Raw genomic sequence first — 16832 nt, forward strand, 5'->3', positions numbered from 1 at the left:
ATCGGGCAGGGCGCCTGTGCGTCCTGCCCTCCTATCTGCACACAGAGAAAAGCCCCGGTCGCAAGGCCGGGGCTTTTTTCATGTCGGGACATGCAGGCCGTCTATTCGTTGCGGCGTGGACCGCCAGCACCGCCCGGGAGGTTGTCTTCGCCACCGAATTGCTGGCTCGGCAGACCGCCGATATTGCCGAGCAATTGCTCGAGCAGGCTCAGCTCACGGCCACGTGTCGGCGTCTCGCGGCTGACATAATCAACCATGCGGCCGTCTTCGAGTGTGTATTCGACGACATCGGTCACTGCGCCGGTCTCTTCATTGAAGCGGATCGCGACGATGCGGCGATCACGCGTCACCGGTTGCAGATAGGCCAGCGATTCCCGCGTAGCCGACACGTAGAACCAGGTGTTTTCATCAAACGTCCCGCGCATGGACGGATTGCCCAGGCGTTGCATCACCGAATCGCGCGTGTCCTCGTCGGGCATGATCGAGGGTTCCTCACCGAGCGTGTAGCGATAGCCGTGGGAACGAAGGATCGGATTGCAGGCCGACGCGCCGATGGCGCAGGCGGCAATCAGGATGGACAGGCGAACGCGACGGCTCATGAAACACTCCTCGTGACCGCACCGGCGGTCTGTATGCCAACCTTGACCTAAACAAGCTGCAGCTTAGCTTCAAGCCCGAAGATAAGGGAGCCCCGATCACATGTGGCCCAACTGGTTCAGACCCCGGCCCGAAAAAGCGATCGGCAAGGCCCTGTACGCCCACATTGTGCAGGCGGCGCGGCAGCCGGTCCTCTATGGCGAAGCGGCGGTTCCCGACACGCTGGAGGGGCGGCTGGAGCTCATCCTCCTGCATGCAGCCCTGACGATCCGGACGCTGCGCCGGGATGGCGGTGAGCCGGGCCGGGCGGTCAGCCAGGTCGTGTTCGACACCATGTTCGAGGATTTTGACATCGCCATGCGCGAGCTTGGTCTGGGTGATTCCGGCGTTGGCAAGAAGATCCGTTTCATGGCCGAGGGATTTTACGGCCGGGCGCAAAGCTATGACAGCGCGCTCGAGGCCGACGAGGCCGGGGCGCTTGAGCTGGCCTTGTCGCGCAATTTGCTCGCCAGCGAGGACATTGATCCGAGGGCCTCAGCGCTTGCCGGGCATGTCCTGGCCGTGCAGGCTGCCCTGGAGGCGGCAGGCGGCGGCGCCATGGCGCAGGGCGATCTGCCGGATTTTCCGTCATCCCGATAACCGAGTTCACGTCTTGCATCTCATCGGTCATCGGCTAAGTTCCGCCAACGTCCGGCGGCTAGCTCCGTCGTTTGGGACAGTTTTGCATTGCCGATGATCTCTGAAACAACGATATCCGTAGACGCCATGGGCGGTGATCTCGGCCCGGTGGCCGTGGTCGAGGGCATCGGGTACGCGCTCAAGCGCTGGCCCGAACGCAAGACCCGCTATCTGCTGCATGGTGATGAAGCCCTGTTGCAGCCCCTGCTGGCGAAACACCGGGACGTCGCGGCCGTTTGCGAGCTGCGCCATACCGACACCATGGTCCAGATGTCCGACAAGCCCTCCGAAGCGGTGCGGCGTGCGCGTGGCTCCTCGATGTGGAATGCGGTCCAGAGCGTCAAGACCGGCGAGGCCGACGCCGTCGTTTCTTCCGGCAATACCGGCGCGCTGATGGCGATCTCCAAAGTGATCCTGCGTATGAAAAAGGGCATTCACCGCCCGGCGATCTCTGCCAACTGGCCCACACCCAAGGGCCATACAGTCGTGCTTGATGTCGGCGCGAATGTGCAGTGCGGCGCCACGCAGCTGGTCGAGTTCGCGATCATGGGCGAGGCCTATCACCGTGCCGTTTTCGGCGGCGAGCATCCCACGGTTGGCCTGCTCAATGTCGGCCAGGAGGAGCTCAAGGGCAATGACACGGTCCGCGAAGCCGACGCCTTGATCCGCAATTCCGGTCTCGACATGGCCTATCAGGGCTTTATCGAAGGCAATGATATCAGTGCCGGCATTATCGATGTCGTGGTCACCGACGGCTTCACCGGCAATATCGCGCTGAAGACCGCCGAGGGTACGGCGCGGCTGGTCGCGGGCTGGGTGCGCGAGGCGCTGACCAGCTCCTTCTTCGCCAAGCTGGCCGCAGGCCTGCTGGCACTGGGCGCGCTTGATCGTCTGAAGCGCCGGATGGATCCGCGTTACATCAATGGCGGCGTGCTGCTGGGTCTCAAGGGCATTGTGGTCAAGAGCCATGGCGGCGCCGATGGCGAGGGCTTTGCCTCCGCGCTCGGCCTCGCCCAGGTCATGGCCAAGAGTGATTTCATGAGCCAGATCCGCAAGAATCTCGACCGGTTTGCCAGCTTCGAAAAACAGGATATCGCAGCAGCATCATGACTGAATTGAGAGCGCGTATTGCCGGGGTCGGCTCCTATTTGCCGGACCGGATATTGTCCAATGACGAGCTCTCGCAAATGGTTGATACCAGCGATAGCTGGATCCGCGAACGGACCGGAATCCGCCAGCGCCATATCGCTGCCGAAGGCGAAACCACAAGCGATCTCGCCGAGATCGCCTCGCGCCGCGCCATCGAGCAGGCGGGGCTGACACCCGATGATATCGACCTGGTCATTGTCGGCACCACGACGCCCGATTTCACCTTTCCCTCGACTGCAACCCTGCTGCAGGCCCGGCTTGGCATCAGCGGCGGTGCCGCGTTTGACGTCCAGGCTGTGTGCTCGGGCTTTATTTACGGACTGTCGATCGCGGATAATTTCATCGCCCGCGGCCAGGCTCGCAATGTGCTGGTCGTCGGTGCCGAGACGATGTCCCGTATCCTCGACTGGACCGATCGCTCGACCTGCGTCCTGTTTGGCGATGGTGCCGGCGCCATGGTGCTGCAGGCCCACGAACCGCAAAATGATCCGGCCAACGAGCCGGGGATTCTTGCGACCTATCTGCGCTCGGACGGCCGCTTCAAGGATCTGCTGCATGTTGATGGCGGCCCGTCCGCGACCGGTACGGTCGGGCATTTGCGCATGCTCGGCAACCAGGTCTTCCGCCACGCAGTGACCAATATCGCGGAATCGATGAGTACGATCGCCGACCGGACCGGCATCAAGATCGCCGATATCGACTGGTTCGTGCCGCACCAGGCCAATCAGCGCATCCTTGAGGGCGTCGCCCGGCGCCTGTCCATCCCGACGCACAAGGTGATCTCGACGGTGGCCGATCACGGCAATACCTCTGCCGCTTCCGTGCCCCTGGCCTACGACCGGGCCGTGCAGGATGGCCGGATCAAGCCTGGCGATCTGGTTTTGATGGAAGCCCTGGGCGGCGGATTTACGTGGGGAGCCGTGCTGGTACGGGCCTGAGATCAATTATTACTGGTTTCACGCGCCTATCCAAGACCTTGGCGTTGACCGGCAGGGCAATGCGGGCTTAACGTAGGGACTCTGATTTGGGGACTACTATGTCAGATAAAACTTTAACGCGTGCAGATCTGGCCGAAGCTGTCTATCGGGAAGTCGGATTGTCCCGGCAGGAATCGGCGGATCTGGTGCAGTCAGTGCTCACATTGATGTCGGATACGCTGGCATCAGGGCATTCCGTGAAGCTCTCATCCTTCGGGTCCTTCCTGTTGCGCGACAAGCGCGGCCGGGTCGGGCGCAATCCGAAGACGGGGATCGAGGTTCCGATCGAAGCCCGCCGGGTGCTGGTATTCAAACCATCCCAGGTGCTCAAGGAGCGCGTCGATTTGGCTCTGTCGAAAGACTAGCAACGGTTTGAGCCGAAGACCGATGCGAAACAGACATGTCGGTCACAGATAAATCACCGGAGGCCTTCCGGACCATCAGCGAAGCCGCTGATGAGCTCGACGTGCCTGCGCACGTCCTGCGCTTCTGGGAAAGCAAGTTCCCGCAAATCAGCCCGCTGAAGCGCGCGGGCGGCCGTCGGTTTTACCGGCCTGCCGACCTCGCCCTGCTGCGCGGGATCAAACGTCTGCTCTATGAAGACGGTTTTACCATCAAGGGTGCCCGCAAATTCATTGCCGAGCAGGGCGTTGCTGCCCTGCTTGATCCCGCCGAGGGCGGCATGACGCGTGAACCGGCGGCGATCGATGCGGCCGATCTCGAGACGCCCGCATCTCCAACCCATCCCCTTCGCGGTCCCGGCGGCCCGCATCGCGGCATTGCCGATGTGCTTGAGGATCTCGAAGATGCCCGCGCCAAACTGCGCTCGGTGCTCGAGCCGCGATAGCGCAGGGCGGGCCTGTGGCGCATGAAGAGAATTCGATTTCCAAGGTCATCCGGCAGGGATAGTGATGATGCGCCGGTCCGGAGACCGGCGAGCGTCTGTTGTCGCTCTCACCCAAGGGAAATCCCGATGACGATCCGCCTGTTTGCCGCTGCGCTGTTAGCCGCTGCGGCCCTGTCTGCTTCTGCCACCGCCCAGTCCGTTTATAGCCAGGTGACGGTCTATAACGGCTCCGGTGTGGCTATCACCGCTGTCTTTGCCGGCCCGTCCAGCCAGCCGGACTGGGGCCATAATATACTCGACACCGCCCAGGTCGGGTCTGGTGAGGACCTGGTCGTCACCCTGAGCAATGAGGACGGTGAGTGCTTCTATGACCTGGGCTATGATTTCGCCGATGGCGATGTCTTCGAGGAATACCAGGTCGATATCTGCGCAGCGAATGGCCAGCGTTTCGAAATCACCGGCACGAGCGGCGTGAAATAATCTGAGCGTGCGGGGCCGGGCCGGGGCGCGAGCGCCCGGGTCCGGCCTTGCGCGCCCGCCTGAGATTGTGCTGAACGCGGTGTTGCGGACCTTGGGGCCTGTGCCTATAACCGCCTTCCCCGTTGAGGCAGGCCTTGGCCCGCCTGATCAAGAAAGTCGGAGCGTAGCGCAGTCCGGTAGCGCACTCGCCTGGGGGGCGAGGGGTCGCGAGTTCGAATCTCGCCGTTCCGACCATTCCCCCGCCGCCCCGATGCGAGGCGTGCCCGATCCGGGGCTGCGACATCACACCGCCGCCATTTTGGCTTGTCCCGGGCGTGTGATGCGTTACCAGACCCTCTCTGTGTGCAGGAGGTTCCATGTCCTATCGCTCCCGGTCCAGTCAGTCGGTCTCGAACTGGCTCTTCCTTGTCGCCCTGATGGTTTGCGCCATGATCCTGGTCGGCGGCGCCACGCGGCTTACAGATAGCGGGCTGTCGATCACGGAATGGAAGCCGCTCTCCGGGGCGATTCCGCCGCTGACGGCCGCTGACTGGCAGGCCTCCTTCGATCTCTATCAGCAGACGACGGAATTCCAGGAACAGAATTCGGCCATGACCCTGGCCGAATATGAATCAATCTTCTGGTGGGAATGGGCGCATCGCCAGCTCGGCCGCCTGATCGGTCTGGTCTATGCCCTGCCGCTGCTGGTCTTCTGGCTGCGCGGATCGATCAGCGCCCATCTCAAGCCGCGCCTGCTGGCGCTTCTCGGCCTCGGCGCGCTGCAGGGCGGGATTGGCTGGTGGATGGTCGCCAGCGGCCTCGTCGACCGGCTGGATGTCAGCCAGTACCGGCTCGCGGTCCATCTTGGCATGGCGTTCCTGATTCTCGGCATGAGCGTCTGGCTCGGATTGACGGCGCGCTTCGGACCGCCACCCGTGCGCCAGGGGCGGCTTGTGGGGCCGGCGGCTGCGCTGCTGGTCCTGATCTTCATCCAGATCCTGCTGGGCGCCTTCCTTGCCGGGCTGGATGCCGGCCGGATTTACAACACCTGGCCGCTGATGAACGGCCAGCTGGTGCCCGAGGACTATCTCGCCGGCATGCCCTTCCTGCAGGCTATTTTCGAGAGCCGGGCGGCCGTGCAGATGGATCACCGCTGGATGGGCTATCTGGTGGCGCTTGCGGTGCTCGCCTTTGCGATCGCGATCTGGCGTGAACCGCGCGTGGCGCTGAAGCCTTTCATGATCGTCCTGCCGGCCTTGGTGATCGCGCAGATCGCACTCGGGATTTCCGCGCTGCTCGCGGTTGTGCCGCTGGGCCTGTCGCTGGCGCACCAGGCCGGGGCAATCCTGCTTTTCATCGCCACGCTCGGTGCCACCTGGACCGCGCGTCGAGCCATGTAGGCGCTGCCATGCAAAAGGGCCTGTCCAGCGGACAGGCCCTCGAGCGACGTTGTGTCTGGATGCGCGGCTGTGATCAGTCGGCGCTGACCAGGGCGCGGCTGGCCGCATCGTGTGAGATCACCTTGATGCGCTGGTCGTCCTGGTCGAACACGGCGATCATACCGGAGATATAGGCGGTAAAACCATAGGATTCCGGCGTGATCGCGATGCCGGCGGGTTGTTCGATCCCCGGCGTGCTCAATCCGTCAACAATCTCCAGCTCCGAGGCCGGCATCAGATCGCGTCCATAGAAGGTGTGGACGCGCCCGGTGGCGCCATCGGTGGCGAGGACCAGGCGTGAGCCGTCGAAATCACCGACAGCAAGGCTGACGACCGACTGGTTGTTTTCGGCCTCGATCACACCGTCCGGACCGAGGCGGGAAATGCCGCCCGCCGGGCTGGCCAGATAGATATCCCCATCGAGCGTGGCACATTGGCGGGCCGGAGCCGAAAGCGTGAAGTTCTGGCGCTGTTCGACGCTGAGCACATCATTGCCGGCATCGCGGATCCGCCAGATCTCGGCGCTGGCGCCATTGCCGAGCACGACCAGATCGACATAGCCGACACCCTCGCGATACAGGCACAGCCCGGAGACGCCGTCAGCCGGGGTGGTTTCGGCCAGCGGCAGGTCGAGGACACGGATGCCGTCGGTGACGACCGCATATCCCAGAACACTGTTGCTGTCCGGCGAGGCACCGAAAATCAGCGGCAGACTCTCGCCGCGCAGCTGGAAGCCCGGCGCGGTCGCCAGGCTGGAGAGCCGTGCGCCGGCATGGCGGGTGCGCAGCTCGCCATCGGCGTCGAACAGGTCGAGACCACCTTCGCGTGGCGCCGAGACGATCAGGCCCAGCGAGGCCGCGTCGCGATTGGGCAGGAAGGCGAGGGCCGCCGCGCCGCCCTGAACGCTGACGAAGGCGGCCGTGACCAGGACTTCGCGATTATTCGCCTCGATTGCGGCGGCTTCCTCGATCGCCTGCTCCGGGGTCGGGCCGCAGGCTGCCAGAATGCTGAGGGCGGCGCCTACAAGGAGCGATCGCCCCAGGGCCCGCGTACCGCGAAGGTGCGGCCGGGATAGCGCTGGACGTTGAAGAACAGGGTTGAACCATCGGGACTGAAACATGGACCGGTAATCTCACTCTTTTCGCCATCCGGGCCGGAGGCGGCGTTGCGGCCAATCGTATACACCTGACCGGCGGGCGTCACGCCGCGGATGTATTGATCGTCATCGCCGTCTTCAAGCACGATCAGGTCGCCCCAGGGCGCGACACAGAGATTGTCGCACTTTTCCATGATTTCCGGGTCATCGCTTTCGACAAACAGCTGCAGCCGGGCGGGCTGACCGGCCTCGCCGGGCTGGCCCTCGAGCGGGCTGGGCTGATAGCGCCAGATCTGGCCGATATGGGCCGGCCCGCCATCGGTGGCGGTGAAATAGCACTCACCATCGCCCCAGAAAATGCCTTCACAGCGGGTGAAGTGAGCGGCACCGGCGGCCACGGCGCGCTCCCAGAGATCGGCATTGGGCGATTCGACATCATCGAGATCAATCCATTCGACCTCCAGCCAGTCGCCGACCGCGACTGTCGGCCCCGTTTCGGCCCAGTTGCGGACATCCAGGCCGGGGCGCCCGCGCACCGCGAGCGCCTGCAGGCGGCCACCTTCGCTGAGCTGACCATGGACATTGGGCAGGAAGCGATAGAAGGCGGCGCCGGCATACTCGTCCTCGGTCTCGTAGATGGCGCCGGTGTCCGGATCGACCGCGATGCCTTCATGGCGGAACCGTCCCATCGCCTTGAGCGGGACGGGCTCGACCAGACCGGTGGCCGAGGCAGGGACTTCAAAGCAATAGCCATGCTCGGTGCGGGCCGAATCCCCGATCCCGACGGTGGTTTCCTCGCAGCTCACCCAGCTGCCCCAGGGCGTCGCGCCGCCGGAGCAGTTATTATAGGTGCCGACCAGGGAGAGGTATTCCTCCTCAACCGCCAGGGTCTCGGGGTCGAGGATCAGATGGCTGGTGCCCCCCAGATGCGGATATCCGTCTGCGGTCCAGTCATGGATGCGATCGCGATCGATCAGGCCGATGCGTTCATTGTCGGCACCGAAGGGGGATTGCTCGACCTGGGCCGGGTTGAGCTCGTGATTGCGCACCAGGACAAGGCGGCCATCATCACGGGTAAAACAGCCCATGCCGTCAAAATCGCCCGGCGCCAGCAGGCCGTCGGTCATTTCGTCGCCGGCGCTCGAGATCACCTGATAGCTGAAACCGCGCGGCAGATCGAACAGGCGCGCCGGGTCGGCGCGCAACGGACCATAGCCGGTGACCTGGTTGAGATAGCCGGTCACATCGCGCGACTGGCAGCCAGCCAACGCGGCCAGGCCTGAAAAGGCAGCCGTTGTGGCGATCGAATTTCGCAGGAAAAGGCGGCGGGTGAGGGACATGACAGGGCTCCGTATGATCGGGAATGCCCTGCTAATACAAGCGCATCACGACGGGAAGATGACGATGGCAGCGCGATGCGGTATTATATAACCGCATTCCTAGCTGTATAAAAACGCAGCGGAAATTCGCGCCCCGCTTGACCCGACGAAAAACCCCGCCTACACCGCGCGCTCGAAACCAAACCCATGGCCAGCAGGCTTGAGGCAGGACAGATATGAAAACCTATTCCGCAAAACCGGCGGACGTTGTCAACAAGTGGATCGTGATCGATGCAGAGGGGGTCGTTGTCGGCCGTCTTGCAGCCTTCGTCGCGACCCGTCTTCGTGGCAAACACCGCCCGGACTTTACCCCGCACACCGATACCGGTGACCATGTCATCATCGTCAATGCCGAGAAGTGCGTCTTCACCGGCAAGAAGCGCGACGACAAGCGTTACTACCGCCACACCGGTCACCCGGGCGGTATCAAGGAAACGAGCCCGGCCAAGCTGCTCGACGGACGTTTCCCCGAGCGCGTTCTGGAAAATGCGGTCAAGCGCATGCTTCCCAAGGACAGCCCGCTCGCACGCCAGCAATTCTCCAAGCTGCGTGTTTATGCCGGGACCGATCACAAGCATGAGGCGCAACAGCCCGAGCTGATCGATTTCAAATCCATGAACTCCAAGAATTCGAGAGGCTGATATGTCTGAAGAAGCCCGCTCGCTCGACGACCTGAAGGTCGTCATGAAAGCTGCCGACGCCGTCAAGGTTGAAGCTGAAGCCGCTCCTGTCGAGCCCCAGATCGATGCTCTCGGTCGTGCCTACGCCACCGGCAAGCGCAAGAACGCGATTGCCCGTGTGTGGATCAAGCGCGGTTCCGGCAAGATCACGGTCAATGGCCGCGACCAGGAAACCTATTTCGCCCGCCCGGTTCTGCGCATGTTGCTGCAGCAGCCGCTGGAATGTGCCGAACGCGTCGACGAGTTCGACGTCATCGCCACCGTCAAGGGCGGCGGTCTGTCCGGCCAGGCCGGTGCCGTGCGTCACGGTATCTCCAAGGCTCTGACCGCCTTTGAACCCGGCCTGCGTGGCGTCCTGAAAGCCGGTGGCTTCATGACCCGCGACAGCCGCGTCGTCGAGCGCAAGAAATACGGCCGCGCGAAAGCCCGCCGTAGCTTCCAGTTCTCGAAGCGCTAATCGCTCTCGCGATTATCGGTTACACGGATTGCGGGCGGTTCCTTCGGGAGCCGCCTGTTTTCGTTGTGTGGTGCGACGATTTGGCGGCGTGTGCCCCGCTGACTGCAGGGGCGTGTCGCGTTACATAGAGGGTACTCAGCCTCTGGAGGCCCTTGTGAGCCATGATCTCGATGAAGTCCGCGTTTTCGATCTCAACCGGCAGTGGGGATGGTTTGTCGGGCTCGGCGCCGTCTTCCTTCTGTTCGGCCTGATTGCCTTCGGCAATCTTTTTGCGGCCACGATTGCCTCGGTCTATGTGTTCGGGTTCCTGATCGGCGTTGCCGGTATCGCCTTTCTTGGCCATGCCTTTCAGGTTCGCGGCTGGCAGAATGTATTGTTCTGGGCGCTGAGCGGCGGCCTCTATACGGTGGCCGGCCTGCTGGCCTTCCTCAACCCGACCCTGGCCTCGACCGTGATCACCCTGTTGATGGCCGTATCCTTCATGGCGGCCGGCGCATTTCGCATCTGGTTTGGCCTGCAATTGCGCCCCGCTGCGGGCTGGCAGCTGATCGCCCTCAGCGGCGCTGTCACCGCGCTGATCGGCCTGATTATCGCCTTCAGCTGGCCCGCCAGCGGTCTGTGGATGCTCGGCCTGATCCTCGCCGTCGATCTGACCGTGCAGGGCGTGATGCTGGTCCTGTTCGGTCTGGGGCTGCGTTCAGCCCTGGCGGCGTTTGGCGATTGAGTTGGCAGTGCGCGCGCTGTCACAGTCTCAATAGACAACCCGACCCCGTCACCCGGAGGCTAATCAGGATGACGGGGTGTGTGCTTTGGCTCGACGCTTTACCGGTTTTTTGGCCGGTGCTTTCGCAGCGGGTTTTGCCTTTGCCTTGGCTGCCGGCTTTGTCTTCGGCTGTGGTTTTGGCTTTGCCGCCGCCTCGGCCTGCGCCTCAGCCTTCATCCCGTCCTTCGCATCGCTTCTCACCAGCACATTCTCGCCGGGCGCCTCGCGGATCACCTTGAGCTTGCCATCACCGGGTTGGCGGGCGGGCACATCCTCGCCCGAGCGCTCATAGAGCCAGTCGCGCCAGTCGAGCCACCAGGAGCCGGGTGTTTCTGTGGCGCCGTCCAGCCATGTCTCGACGGTGTCGGGCAGGGCGTCATTGGTCCAGTGCTGGTATTTGTGCGCATCGGGATGATTGATGACGCCGGCGATATGGCCCGAACCGGCCATCATGTAGCGCACCGGACCGCCAAACAGTTTTGCGCCGCGATAGACCGAAGGGTAGGGCGCGATATGGTCGTCGCGCGAAGCCTGCATATAGACCGGTGTTTTGATATCGCCGAGCGATAGCCGCACGCCGCCGAGCTCCAGTTCGCCCTTGGCCAGCTTGTTGTCGCGATACATGTTCTTCAGATACCAGAGATGCAGCGCCTTGGGCATGCGCGTCTGGTCGGCATTCCAGAACAACAGGTCAAACGCCTGCGGCTGGCGCCCGAGCAGGTAGTTATTGACCACAAAGGACCAGACCAGATCGTTCGAGCGTAAAAGGTTGAAGGTGTCCGCCATGGTGCGCCCGTCGAGCACGCCGCCCTGGGCATCCATCAAGCGTTCGATCTCCTCGATCCAGACATCATCGACGAAGAGCAGGAGCTCGCCGGCCAGTTCGAAATCGGTTTGCGCCGCGAAGAAGGTCGCCGAGGCAATGCGTTCCGGCTGGCCGTTCGCCTGCAGCCAGGCCAGCGTCGAGGCGAGCAGTGTACCGCCGACGCAATAACCGACCGCATTGACGGATGTTTCGCCGGTCGCGGCCTCCACCGCATCGATCGCGGCGAGCAGGCCCTGGTGCATATAGTCTTCGAAGGTCTTGTCCTTCAATTCCTTGCCCGGATTGACCCAGGAAATCAGGAAGACGGTGAAGCCCTGCTTGGTCAGCCAGCGGATCATCGAATTCTTCTCGCGCAGGTCGAGAATGTAGAATTTGTTGATCCAGGGCGGCGCGATCAGCAGCGGGCGCGCCTTCACGGTTTCGGTTGTCGGCGCGTACTGGATCAGTTCGATGATCTCGTTCTGGAACACCACCTTGCCCGGCGTTGAGGCCAGGTCGACGCCGACGCGGAAACCGTCCGTATCGGTCTGGCGCAGCGCGAGGCGGCCATCGCCGGCCTCGAGATCCTCGACCAGGTTTTCCAGTCCTTGCGTCAGATTGGCGCCATGGGTGCGCATGGTTTCGCGCAGCACGTCCGGATTGGTCAGGGCAAAATTAGTGGGCGAGAGGGCGTCGGTCATCTGTTTGGTGAGGAATTCGACCTTGCGCTTGGTGCGCTCGTCAACGCCCTCGACGCCCTGCACCAGCCCCATCATGAAATGCTGGTTCATCAGATAGGATTGCTTGATCGCATCGAAGACGGGGTTCTTCGTCCAGTCCTCGCTGCGCCAGCGCTTGTCACCCGGTTCCGGCTTGATCGTCGGCTCGACCGGCCCGTCGAAGACGCGCTTGGTGGTATTGGTCCACAGGTCGAGATAGCCCTTGGCCAGTTCCGCCTGGGCCTTCATCATCAGATCCGGCTGGGTGGCGATATGCTGCCAGACCTCCTTGAACTCAGGTGCGGAGTGGAAGGGATCGGCCTGCGGCATCACGGCTTCGCCATCGAGCGCCTTTTGCATCACATTCGACATCAGCTTTTGCGAGTGCAGCGAGGCCTGCATCAGATTGCGCGAAACCGTGTCGAGCGCGTCGAGCTCGGCGGCGGTCAGATTCGCCCAGGGATGGGTGAGTTGGCTGTTGTCGTCGCTGCCGGACCCGTTGGTCATGCCGATTCCTTGTGTTCGAGTGGTGACTCAGGAGAGGATGAGCGTATAGAAAGCACAACACGCGTCCAGCGTCAGGAGATAGCATGAAACGGCCTTTTCGCTCGGCAGTTTTACCGGTTGTGACAATGTGCCTCTTCGCCGGTGCCTGCACCGCTATCGAGCCGTTGACCGAGCAGGGCGCGGCGCCGGCCTGGGTGCGCGACCGGCTGGCCAATGATGTCGAGGGCAGAAAGGCGCCGCCCTCCGTCCCGGTCAATGAGATAACGGCCGGTGATGCAGCCCGGCTTGATCGCGATGCCGCTGAGGTCCTGCGCCGCCGCGAGCGCCAGACCGCCGAGATCGCCGCCATCGAGGCCGAGGGGCGGCGCGCGGTCGATGATTTCGTCGCCGACGGGCGCACACGGACCTCGCCGCCGCAATAACCCATTTTAAGACAACTATTTACAATCATACCATGCGCCGCGATCTGCCGGCGCCCCACGGGAGAAGTTAGCATGAGTGATACGCGCGCCTTGAGCAATCTGGCACTGATGGCTGTTAACGCAGCGGAATCGGCGGCGATTGCCTCCTCGGCCTGGATCGGCCGCGGTGAAAAGGAATCGGCGGACCAGGCGGCGGTCGACGCCCTGCGTACCGGGCTGAACGCGATGCCGATGCGCGGCCGTATCGTTATCGGTGAAGGCGAGCGCGACGAAGCGCCGATGTTGTTCATCGGTGAGGAGGTCGGCACCGGCGAAGGGCCTGAAATCGACATCGCGCTCGATCCGCTGGAAGGCACGACGCTGACGGCCTGGGGCATGAACAATGCGCTGGTCGTCGTTTCCTTCAGCCCGCGCGGCGGTCTGCTCAATGCTCCGGACACCTATATGGACAAGATCGCGATCGGCCCGGGCCTGCCCGCCGGTGTGATCGATCTCGATGCCTCCCCGGAGGAGAATGTCCTCAACCTGGCCAAGGCCAAGGGCGTGTCGCCGTCGGAGATCACGGTCTGCGTGCTTGAGCGCGAGCGCCACCAATACATCATCGACGGCGTCAAGTCGGTCGGTGGCCGGGTGCGCCTGATCAGCGATGGCGATGTCGCCGGGATCATGGGCGCCGCAGGACTTGGCACCGGTGTCGATATGTATATCGGCCGCGGCGGCGCCCCTGAAGGCGTGCTCGCAGCCTCGGCGCTGCGTTGCATTGGCGGCCAGATGCAGGCGCGTCTCTTCTTCCGCACCGATGACGAGCGCGATCGCGCCCGCCGCATTGGCGTCACCGACCTGGATCGCAAATATGATCTCGCCGAGCTGGCCTCGGGCCAATGCCTGTTCGTGGCCGCCGGTGTCACCCAGGGCGATCTGGTCGATGCGGTCAAACGCGCCGATGGCATGGTGCACACGCACACGCTGGTGCTGGACTCCTCGGACCATTCCATCCGCCGCGTCCGCAGCGCCCGGCCGGAGGCCTGATCCGGCGTCAGGGGACAGGGATCGTATGAGTATTGAACCCGATCCACAGCTCGACCAGCCCGATGCCTATCTCGGCGTCGAGCACTCCCTGACCGGGCGCCGCTGGGTTGCCCGTCCGGTTGATGAGGGCGATGTCGCCGCCATCGCACGGCAACAGCAGATCTCCGACAGTCTGGCGCGGGTTCTGGCCGGCCGCGGCGTGACCCCGGCGGGGGCGGGCGCCTTCCTGGCCCCGCGCCTGAAGGACAGCTTTCCCGATCCGTCCGATTTCCAGGATATGGACCGCGCTGCCGGCCTTGTCTGGGACGCGCTTGATGCCGGCAAGTCACTCGGCGTCTTCGCCGATTACGATGTCGACGGCGCGACCTCCTCGGCGCAGCTGCGGCGCTGGTTGCGTGCTGTCGGGCATGAGGCGGCGCTGTATGTGCCCGATCGCATTGCCGAGGGGTATGGTCCCAGCGACGCCGCGTTCGACACCCTGAGCCGCAATGGCGCCGATCTCGTGATCACGCTCGATTGCGGTGCGACCTCGCACGGGCCGTTGCAGCATGCGCGTGACATTGGTCTCGACGTGATCGTGATCGACCATCACCTGATGGATGGCGAGCTGCCGCCGACCGCGGCCCTGGTCAATCCCAACCGCCCTGACGATACGTCCGGCTGCGGCCATCTGGCGGCGGCGGGGGTGACCTTCGTCTTCCTCGTGGCCCTGAACCGGGAAGGGCGCCGACGCGGCCGTTTCGACGACATGCCCGAGCCGGACCTGATGCAGTGGCTCGATCTGACGGCGTTGGGCACGATTTGCGATGTGGTCGCGCTGACGGGTATCAACCGCGCCCTGACGGCCCAGGGACTCAAGGCGATGGGCCATTGGCACAATCCGGGCCTGCGCCAGCTCGCGCTTGTCGCCGGTATCAAGGATGACACCGCCAGCACCTATCATGCCGGCTTCCTGCTCGGGCCACGAATCAATGCCGGCGGCCGTGTTGGCCGCTCCGATCTTGGCGCGCGCCTGCTGGCCAGCGATGACGCGGACGAAACGGCGCGAATCGCGGCTGAGCTCGATGCGTTGAATACCGAGCGCCGCGCGATCGAGGCCGAGGTGATGGAAGAGGCGATGGCGCAGATCGAGCGCCAGGGCCAGGACCGGGCGATTCTGGTCGCGTCCGGTGAGGGCTGGCATGCCGGCGTGATCGGTGTCGTCGCCGGGCGCGTCAAGGAACGCTATGGCAAGCCGGTGATCATTATCGGGCTGGATACCGGTGTCTCGCCGGTGCTGGGAAAGGGTTCGGGGCGTTCCGTGCCCGGTGTCAATCTTGGCGGTGCGATTTCGGCGGCGCGCCAGGCCGGCCTGCTGCTCGCAGGCGGCGGTCACGCCATGGCTGGTGGCCTGACCGTCAATGCCGAACGGATTCACGAGCTGGTGGCCTTTCTCGATGCGCGTCTGGCACCGGAGCTGGCCGCGGCCAGCGATGCAATGGCGCTGCGTCTGGACGGGTTGCTGACGGCGCCGGGTGTGTCGCCGGAACTGGCTGGCAGCTTCCAGGCGGCCGGGCCGTTCGGGCAGGGCAATTCCGAGCCGCGCTTCGCCCTCGCGGATATGCGCGTCAGCTTTGCCCAGCGCGTCGGCAAGGATCATGTCCGCTTCACCCTGACAGACAGCGGCGGTGCGAGCGTGCAGGGCATCTCCTTTCGCACCGCGGACGGGCCGGTCGGCGAGGCGCTGCTGGCGGCTGACGAGCGCCGCTGGCATGTTGCAGGCCGCGTGAAACTGGATCAGTGGAACGGTCGCAACCGGGCCCAGTTCCAGCTTGAGGATATGGCAACAGCAATTCGCTGAAGTTTTTTCACATCAGCATCTTGCCACACGCCCCGGGCTTACGTATTAGACGGCCCTCATCGCGTTGGGCCCTTCGTCTATCGGTTAGGACGCTAGGTTTTCAACCTGGAAAGAGGGGTTCAACTCCCCTAGGGCCTACCACGCGATCCTCCACCCGATAATGTGTGCAAAATCACCCCTTCCGGGGACCGGAACGGGGTATCGGGTACAGACATATCGGCACTGGTCTCATTGAGGCCGTCATGCAGGAGAGCGGGGCATGGCCCATCTTTCAACCAAGACCTATGGCAATGATCGCGGATTGTCCTGTTGCTCGCGGCAATGGGCGGCGGACAGTGATTGCCATCTCCTGCACGGCTATTCCTTCGGCTTCCATTTCGTGTTTGCCGCCGAACAGCTCGACAAGCGCGGCTGGGTGCTGGATTTCGGCCGTGGCGGTTTCGGCCTGATCCGCGAGTGGCTGCACGAGATGTTCGATCACACCCTGCTGGTTGCTGTCGATGATCCGGAACGTCCGGCGCTTGAGGCGCTTGGCGAACGCGGCATTGCGCGCGTCCGTGTCGTCGAGGGGACAAGTTCCGAACGCATGGCCGAGCTGACCTTTCACCGGGCTGATGCGATCGTACGGGAAGCCACCCAGGGGCGGTGCTGGGTCGAATCGGTTGAATGTTCCGAGCACGGCGCCAACAGTGCTATCTATCGCAGCCAGCCGGCGATTGAGCGGCTGGCCGAGGCTGACCGCTTGCGTTCGGCGATCGAGGCCGGCTCCGGCGACTGATTCGTTTCGGCCCCGGCCAAGGGGTTTGAATCAAGGTCTGCGACCCTAGGTTTCGCTGAAAATCGACAGTTTTCCACATAAAAACTCGCCTTTAAGGCGAAAAAGTTTTGGCACACGCGTCACAGAAAAGACGCATTTGGTTGCGGGTTCGCGCGTGACCGAACACAAGATATTGTGGTTTGAGGGCTGCGAACCGCTCGCAACGGCAAGA

Annotated in this window: 18 protein-coding genes and 2 tRNA genes; 16 read left to right on the top strand and 4 right to left on the bottom strand. The window is 63.5% G+C overall.

The window, feature by feature from the left end; all coding sequences use genetic code 11:
* Nucleotides 1-101: 101 nt before the first annotated feature.
* On the bottom strand, nt 102-599 hold the full coding sequence (locus ACN0YL_RS08005) for an outer membrane protein assembly factor BamE (protein WP_417470726.1): 498 nt from the start codon (nt 597-599) through the stop codon (nt 102-104).
* A gap of 100 nt (nt 600-699) precedes the next feature.
* Here ACN0YL_RS08005 and ACN0YL_RS08010 point away from each other — a divergent pair, with 100 nt between their 5' ends.
* From ACN0YL_RS08010 to ACN0YL_RS08045, 8 genes are all read left to right on the top strand, one after another.
* Nucleotides 700-1236 carry a ubiquinol-cytochrome C chaperone family protein gene (locus ACN0YL_RS08010; protein WP_417491678.1) on the top strand — a complete coding sequence of 179 codons (537 nt, stop codon included), beginning with the start codon at nt 700-702 and terminating at the stop codon, nt 1234-1236.
* 93 nt (nt 1237-1329) lie between these two features.
* Complete coding sequence (gene plsX, locus ACN0YL_RS08015) at nt 1330-2385, top strand: phosphate acyltransferase PlsX (protein WP_417491677.1); 1056 nt, start codon at nt 1330-1332, stop codon at nt 2383-2385.
* Entirely contained in the window at nt 2382-3362 is a 981-nt protein-coding gene (locus tag ACN0YL_RS08020) for a beta-ketoacyl-ACP synthase III (RefSeq protein WP_417491676.1), read from the top strand. Before plsX ends, ACN0YL_RS08020 begins: the two co-directional genes overlap by 4 nt.
* 98 nt (nt 3363-3460) lie before the next feature.
* On the top strand, nt 3461-3766 hold the full coding sequence (locus tag ACN0YL_RS08025) for an integration host factor subunit alpha (RefSeq protein ID WP_417470733.1): 306 nt from the start codon (nt 3461-3463) through the stop codon (nt 3764-3766).
* Between the two features lie 35 nt (nt 3767-3801).
* Nucleotides 3802-4248, top strand: a complete 447-nt coding sequence (locus ACN0YL_RS08030; RefSeq protein ID WP_417491675.1) for a MerR family transcriptional regulator — start codon at nt 3802-3804, stop codon at nt 4246-4248.
* 126 nt (nt 4249-4374) lie between these two features.
* Nucleotides 4375-4728 carry a hypothetical protein gene (locus ACN0YL_RS08035; protein WP_417497625.1) on the top strand — a complete coding sequence of 118 codons (354 nt, stop codon included), beginning with the start codon at nt 4375-4377 and terminating at the stop codon, nt 4726-4728.
* 157 nt (nt 4729-4885) lie between these two features.
* Nucleotides 4886-4962, top strand: a tRNA-Pro gene (locus tag ACN0YL_RS08040).
* Nucleotides 4963-5084: 122 nt separating this feature from the next.
* Nucleotides 5085-6107, top strand: a complete 1023-nt coding sequence (locus ACN0YL_RS08045) for a COX15/CtaA family protein (RefSeq protein WP_417491673.1) — start codon at nt 5085-5087, stop codon at nt 6105-6107.
* Nucleotides 6108-6180: 73 nt separating this feature from the next.
* Here ACN0YL_RS08045 and ACN0YL_RS08050 read toward each other — a convergent pair whose 3' ends face one another.
* Both ACN0YL_RS08050 and ACN0YL_RS08055 read right to left on the bottom strand, forming a co-directional pair.
* Nucleotides 6181-7266, bottom strand: coding sequence for a hypothetical protein (locus ACN0YL_RS08050; protein WP_417491672.1), 1086 nt, complete (start codon nt 7264-7266; stop codon nt 6181-6183).
* Nucleotides 7167-8582, bottom strand: coding sequence for an alkaline phosphatase PhoX (locus ACN0YL_RS08055; RefSeq protein WP_417491671.1), 1416 nt, complete (start codon nt 8580-8582; stop codon nt 7167-7169). Before ACN0YL_RS08055 ends, ACN0YL_RS08050 begins: the two co-directional genes overlap by 100 nt.
* Before the next feature lie 215 nt (nt 8583-8797).
* Here ACN0YL_RS08055 and rplM point away from each other — a divergent pair, with 215 nt between their 5' ends.
* From rplM to ACN0YL_RS08070, 3 genes are all read left to right on the top strand, one after another.
* Nucleotides 8798-9262, top strand: a complete 465-nt coding sequence (rplM, locus tag ACN0YL_RS08060; RefSeq protein ID WP_417491670.1) for a 50S ribosomal protein L13 — start codon at nt 8798-8800, stop codon at nt 9260-9262.
* Between the two features lies 1 nt (nt 9263).
* A complete protein-coding gene (rpsI, locus tag ACN0YL_RS08065) occupies nt 9264-9758 on the top strand; it encodes a 30S ribosomal protein S9 (protein ID WP_417491669.1) in 495 nt (164 codons plus the stop codon).
* A 154-nt stretch (nt 9759-9912) separates the two neighbouring features.
* Complete coding sequence (locus ACN0YL_RS08070) at nt 9913-10482, top strand: HdeD family acid-resistance protein (protein ID WP_417497626.1); 570 nt, start codon at nt 9913-9915, stop codon at nt 10480-10482.
* Between the two features lie 63 nt (nt 10483-10545).
* Here ACN0YL_RS08070 and phaC read toward each other — a convergent pair whose 3' ends face one another.
* Complete coding sequence (gene phaC / locus ACN0YL_RS08075; protein WP_417497627.1) at nt 10546-12552, bottom strand: class I poly(R)-hydroxyalkanoic acid synthase; 2007 nt, start codon at nt 12550-12552, stop codon at nt 10546-10548.
* Nucleotides 12553-12635: 83 nt separating this feature from the next.
* On the opposite strand from phaC, the gene ACN0YL_RS08080 reads away from it, so the two are divergent.
* The 5 genes from ACN0YL_RS08080 to ACN0YL_RS08100 all read left to right on the top strand — a co-directional run bounded on the left by ACN0YL_RS08080 (nt 12636) and on the right by ACN0YL_RS08100 (nt 16621).
* A complete protein-coding gene (locus tag ACN0YL_RS08080) occupies nt 12636-12974 on the top strand; it encodes a hypothetical protein (RefSeq protein ID WP_417491666.1) in 339 nt (112 codons plus the stop codon).
* Between the two features lie 72 nt (nt 12975-13046).
* Complete coding sequence (gene glpX, locus ACN0YL_RS08085) at nt 13047-14003, top strand: class II fructose-bisphosphatase (protein WP_417470747.1); 957 nt, start codon at nt 13047-13049, stop codon at nt 14001-14003.
* A 25-nt stretch (nt 14004-14028) separates the two neighbouring features.
* Nucleotides 14029-15843 (top strand): single-stranded-DNA-specific exonuclease RecJ, encoded by a 1815-nt coding sequence (gene recJ / locus ACN0YL_RS08090; RefSeq protein ID WP_417497628.1) that lies wholly within the window; start codon nt 14029-14031, stop codon nt 15841-15843.
* A gap of 66 nt (nt 15844-15909) precedes the next feature.
* Nucleotides 15910-15984 (top strand) — tRNA-Glu (locus ACN0YL_RS08095).
* A 118-nt stretch (nt 15985-16102) separates the two neighbouring features.
* Nucleotides 16103-16621: a 6-pyruvoyl trahydropterin synthase family protein gene (locus tag ACN0YL_RS08100; protein ID WP_417497629.1), complete on the top strand. Its 519-nt coding sequence runs from the start codon at nt 16103-16105 to the stop codon at nt 16619-16621.
* Nucleotides 16622-16832: the final 211 nt, after the last annotated feature.

Source organism: Maricaulis sp. (assembly GCF_048269565.1).
In the GTDB taxonomy this organism is placed as follows: Bacteria; Pseudomonadota; Alphaproteobacteria; order Caulobacterales; family Maricaulaceae; genus Maricaulis.

Bases quoted from the DNA above. Each gene is read 5' to 3' on its own strand.
- ACN0YL_RS08020 (WP_417491676.1), top strand. From the start codon at position 2,382: ATGACTGAATTGAGAGCGCGTATTGCCGGGGTCGGCTCCTATTTGCCG.
- rplM (WP_417491670.1), top strand. From the start codon at position 8,798: ATGAAAACCTATTCCGCAAAACCGGCGGACGTTGTCAACAAGTGGATC.
- ACN0YL_RS08010 (WP_417491678.1), top strand. From the start codon at position 700: ATGTGGCCCAACTGGTTCAGACCCCGGCCCGAAAAAGCGATCGGCAAG.
- ACN0YL_RS08100 (WP_417497629.1), top strand. From the start codon at position 16,103: ATGGCCCATCTTTCAACCAAGACCTATGGCAATGATCGCGGATTGTCC.
- ACN0YL_RS08080 (WP_417491666.1), top strand. From the start codon at position 12,636: ATGAAACGGCCTTTTCGCTCGGCAGTTTTACCGGTTGTGACAATGTGC.
- plsX (WP_417491677.1), top strand. From the start codon at position 1,330: ATGATCTCTGAAACAACGATATCCGTAGACGCCATGGGCGGTGATCTC.
- ACN0YL_RS08025 (WP_417470733.1), top strand. From the start codon at position 3,461: ATGTCAGATAAAACTTTAACGCGTGCAGATCTGGCCGAAGCTGTCTAT.
- glpX (WP_417470747.1), top strand. From the start codon at position 13,047: ATGAGTGATACGCGCGCCTTGAGCAATCTGGCACTGATGGCTGTTAAC.
- rpsI (WP_417491669.1), top strand. From the start codon at position 9,264: ATGTCTGAAGAAGCCCGCTCGCTCGACGACCTGAAGGTCGTCATGAAA.
- ACN0YL_RS08050 (WP_417491672.1), bottom strand. From the start codon at position 7,266: ATGTTTCAGTCCCGATGGTTCAACCCTGTTCTTCAACGTCCAGCGCTA.
- ACN0YL_RS08055 (WP_417491671.1), bottom strand. From the start codon at position 8,582: ATGTCCCTCACCCGCCGCCTTTTCCTGCGAAATTCGATCGCCACAACG.
- recJ (WP_417497628.1), top strand. From the start codon at position 14,029: ATGAGTATTGAACCCGATCCACAGCTCGACCAGCCCGATGCCTATCTC.
- phaC (WP_417497627.1), bottom strand. From the start codon at position 12,552: ATGACCAACGGGTCCGGCAGCGACGACAACAGCCAACTCACCCATCCC.
- ACN0YL_RS08030 (WP_417491675.1), top strand. From the start codon at position 3,802: ATGTCGGTCACAGATAAATCACCGGAGGCCTTCCGGACCATCAGCGAA.
- ACN0YL_RS08045 (WP_417491673.1), top strand. From the start codon at position 5,085: ATGTCCTATCGCTCCCGGTCCAGTCAGTCGGTCTCGAACTGGCTCTTC.
- ACN0YL_RS08035 (WP_417497625.1), top strand. From the start codon at position 4,375: ATGACGATCCGCCTGTTTGCCGCTGCGCTGTTAGCCGCTGCGGCCCTG.
- ACN0YL_RS08005 (WP_417470726.1), bottom strand. From the start codon at position 599: ATGAGCCGTCGCGTTCGCCTGTCCATCCTGATTGCCGCCTGCGCCATC.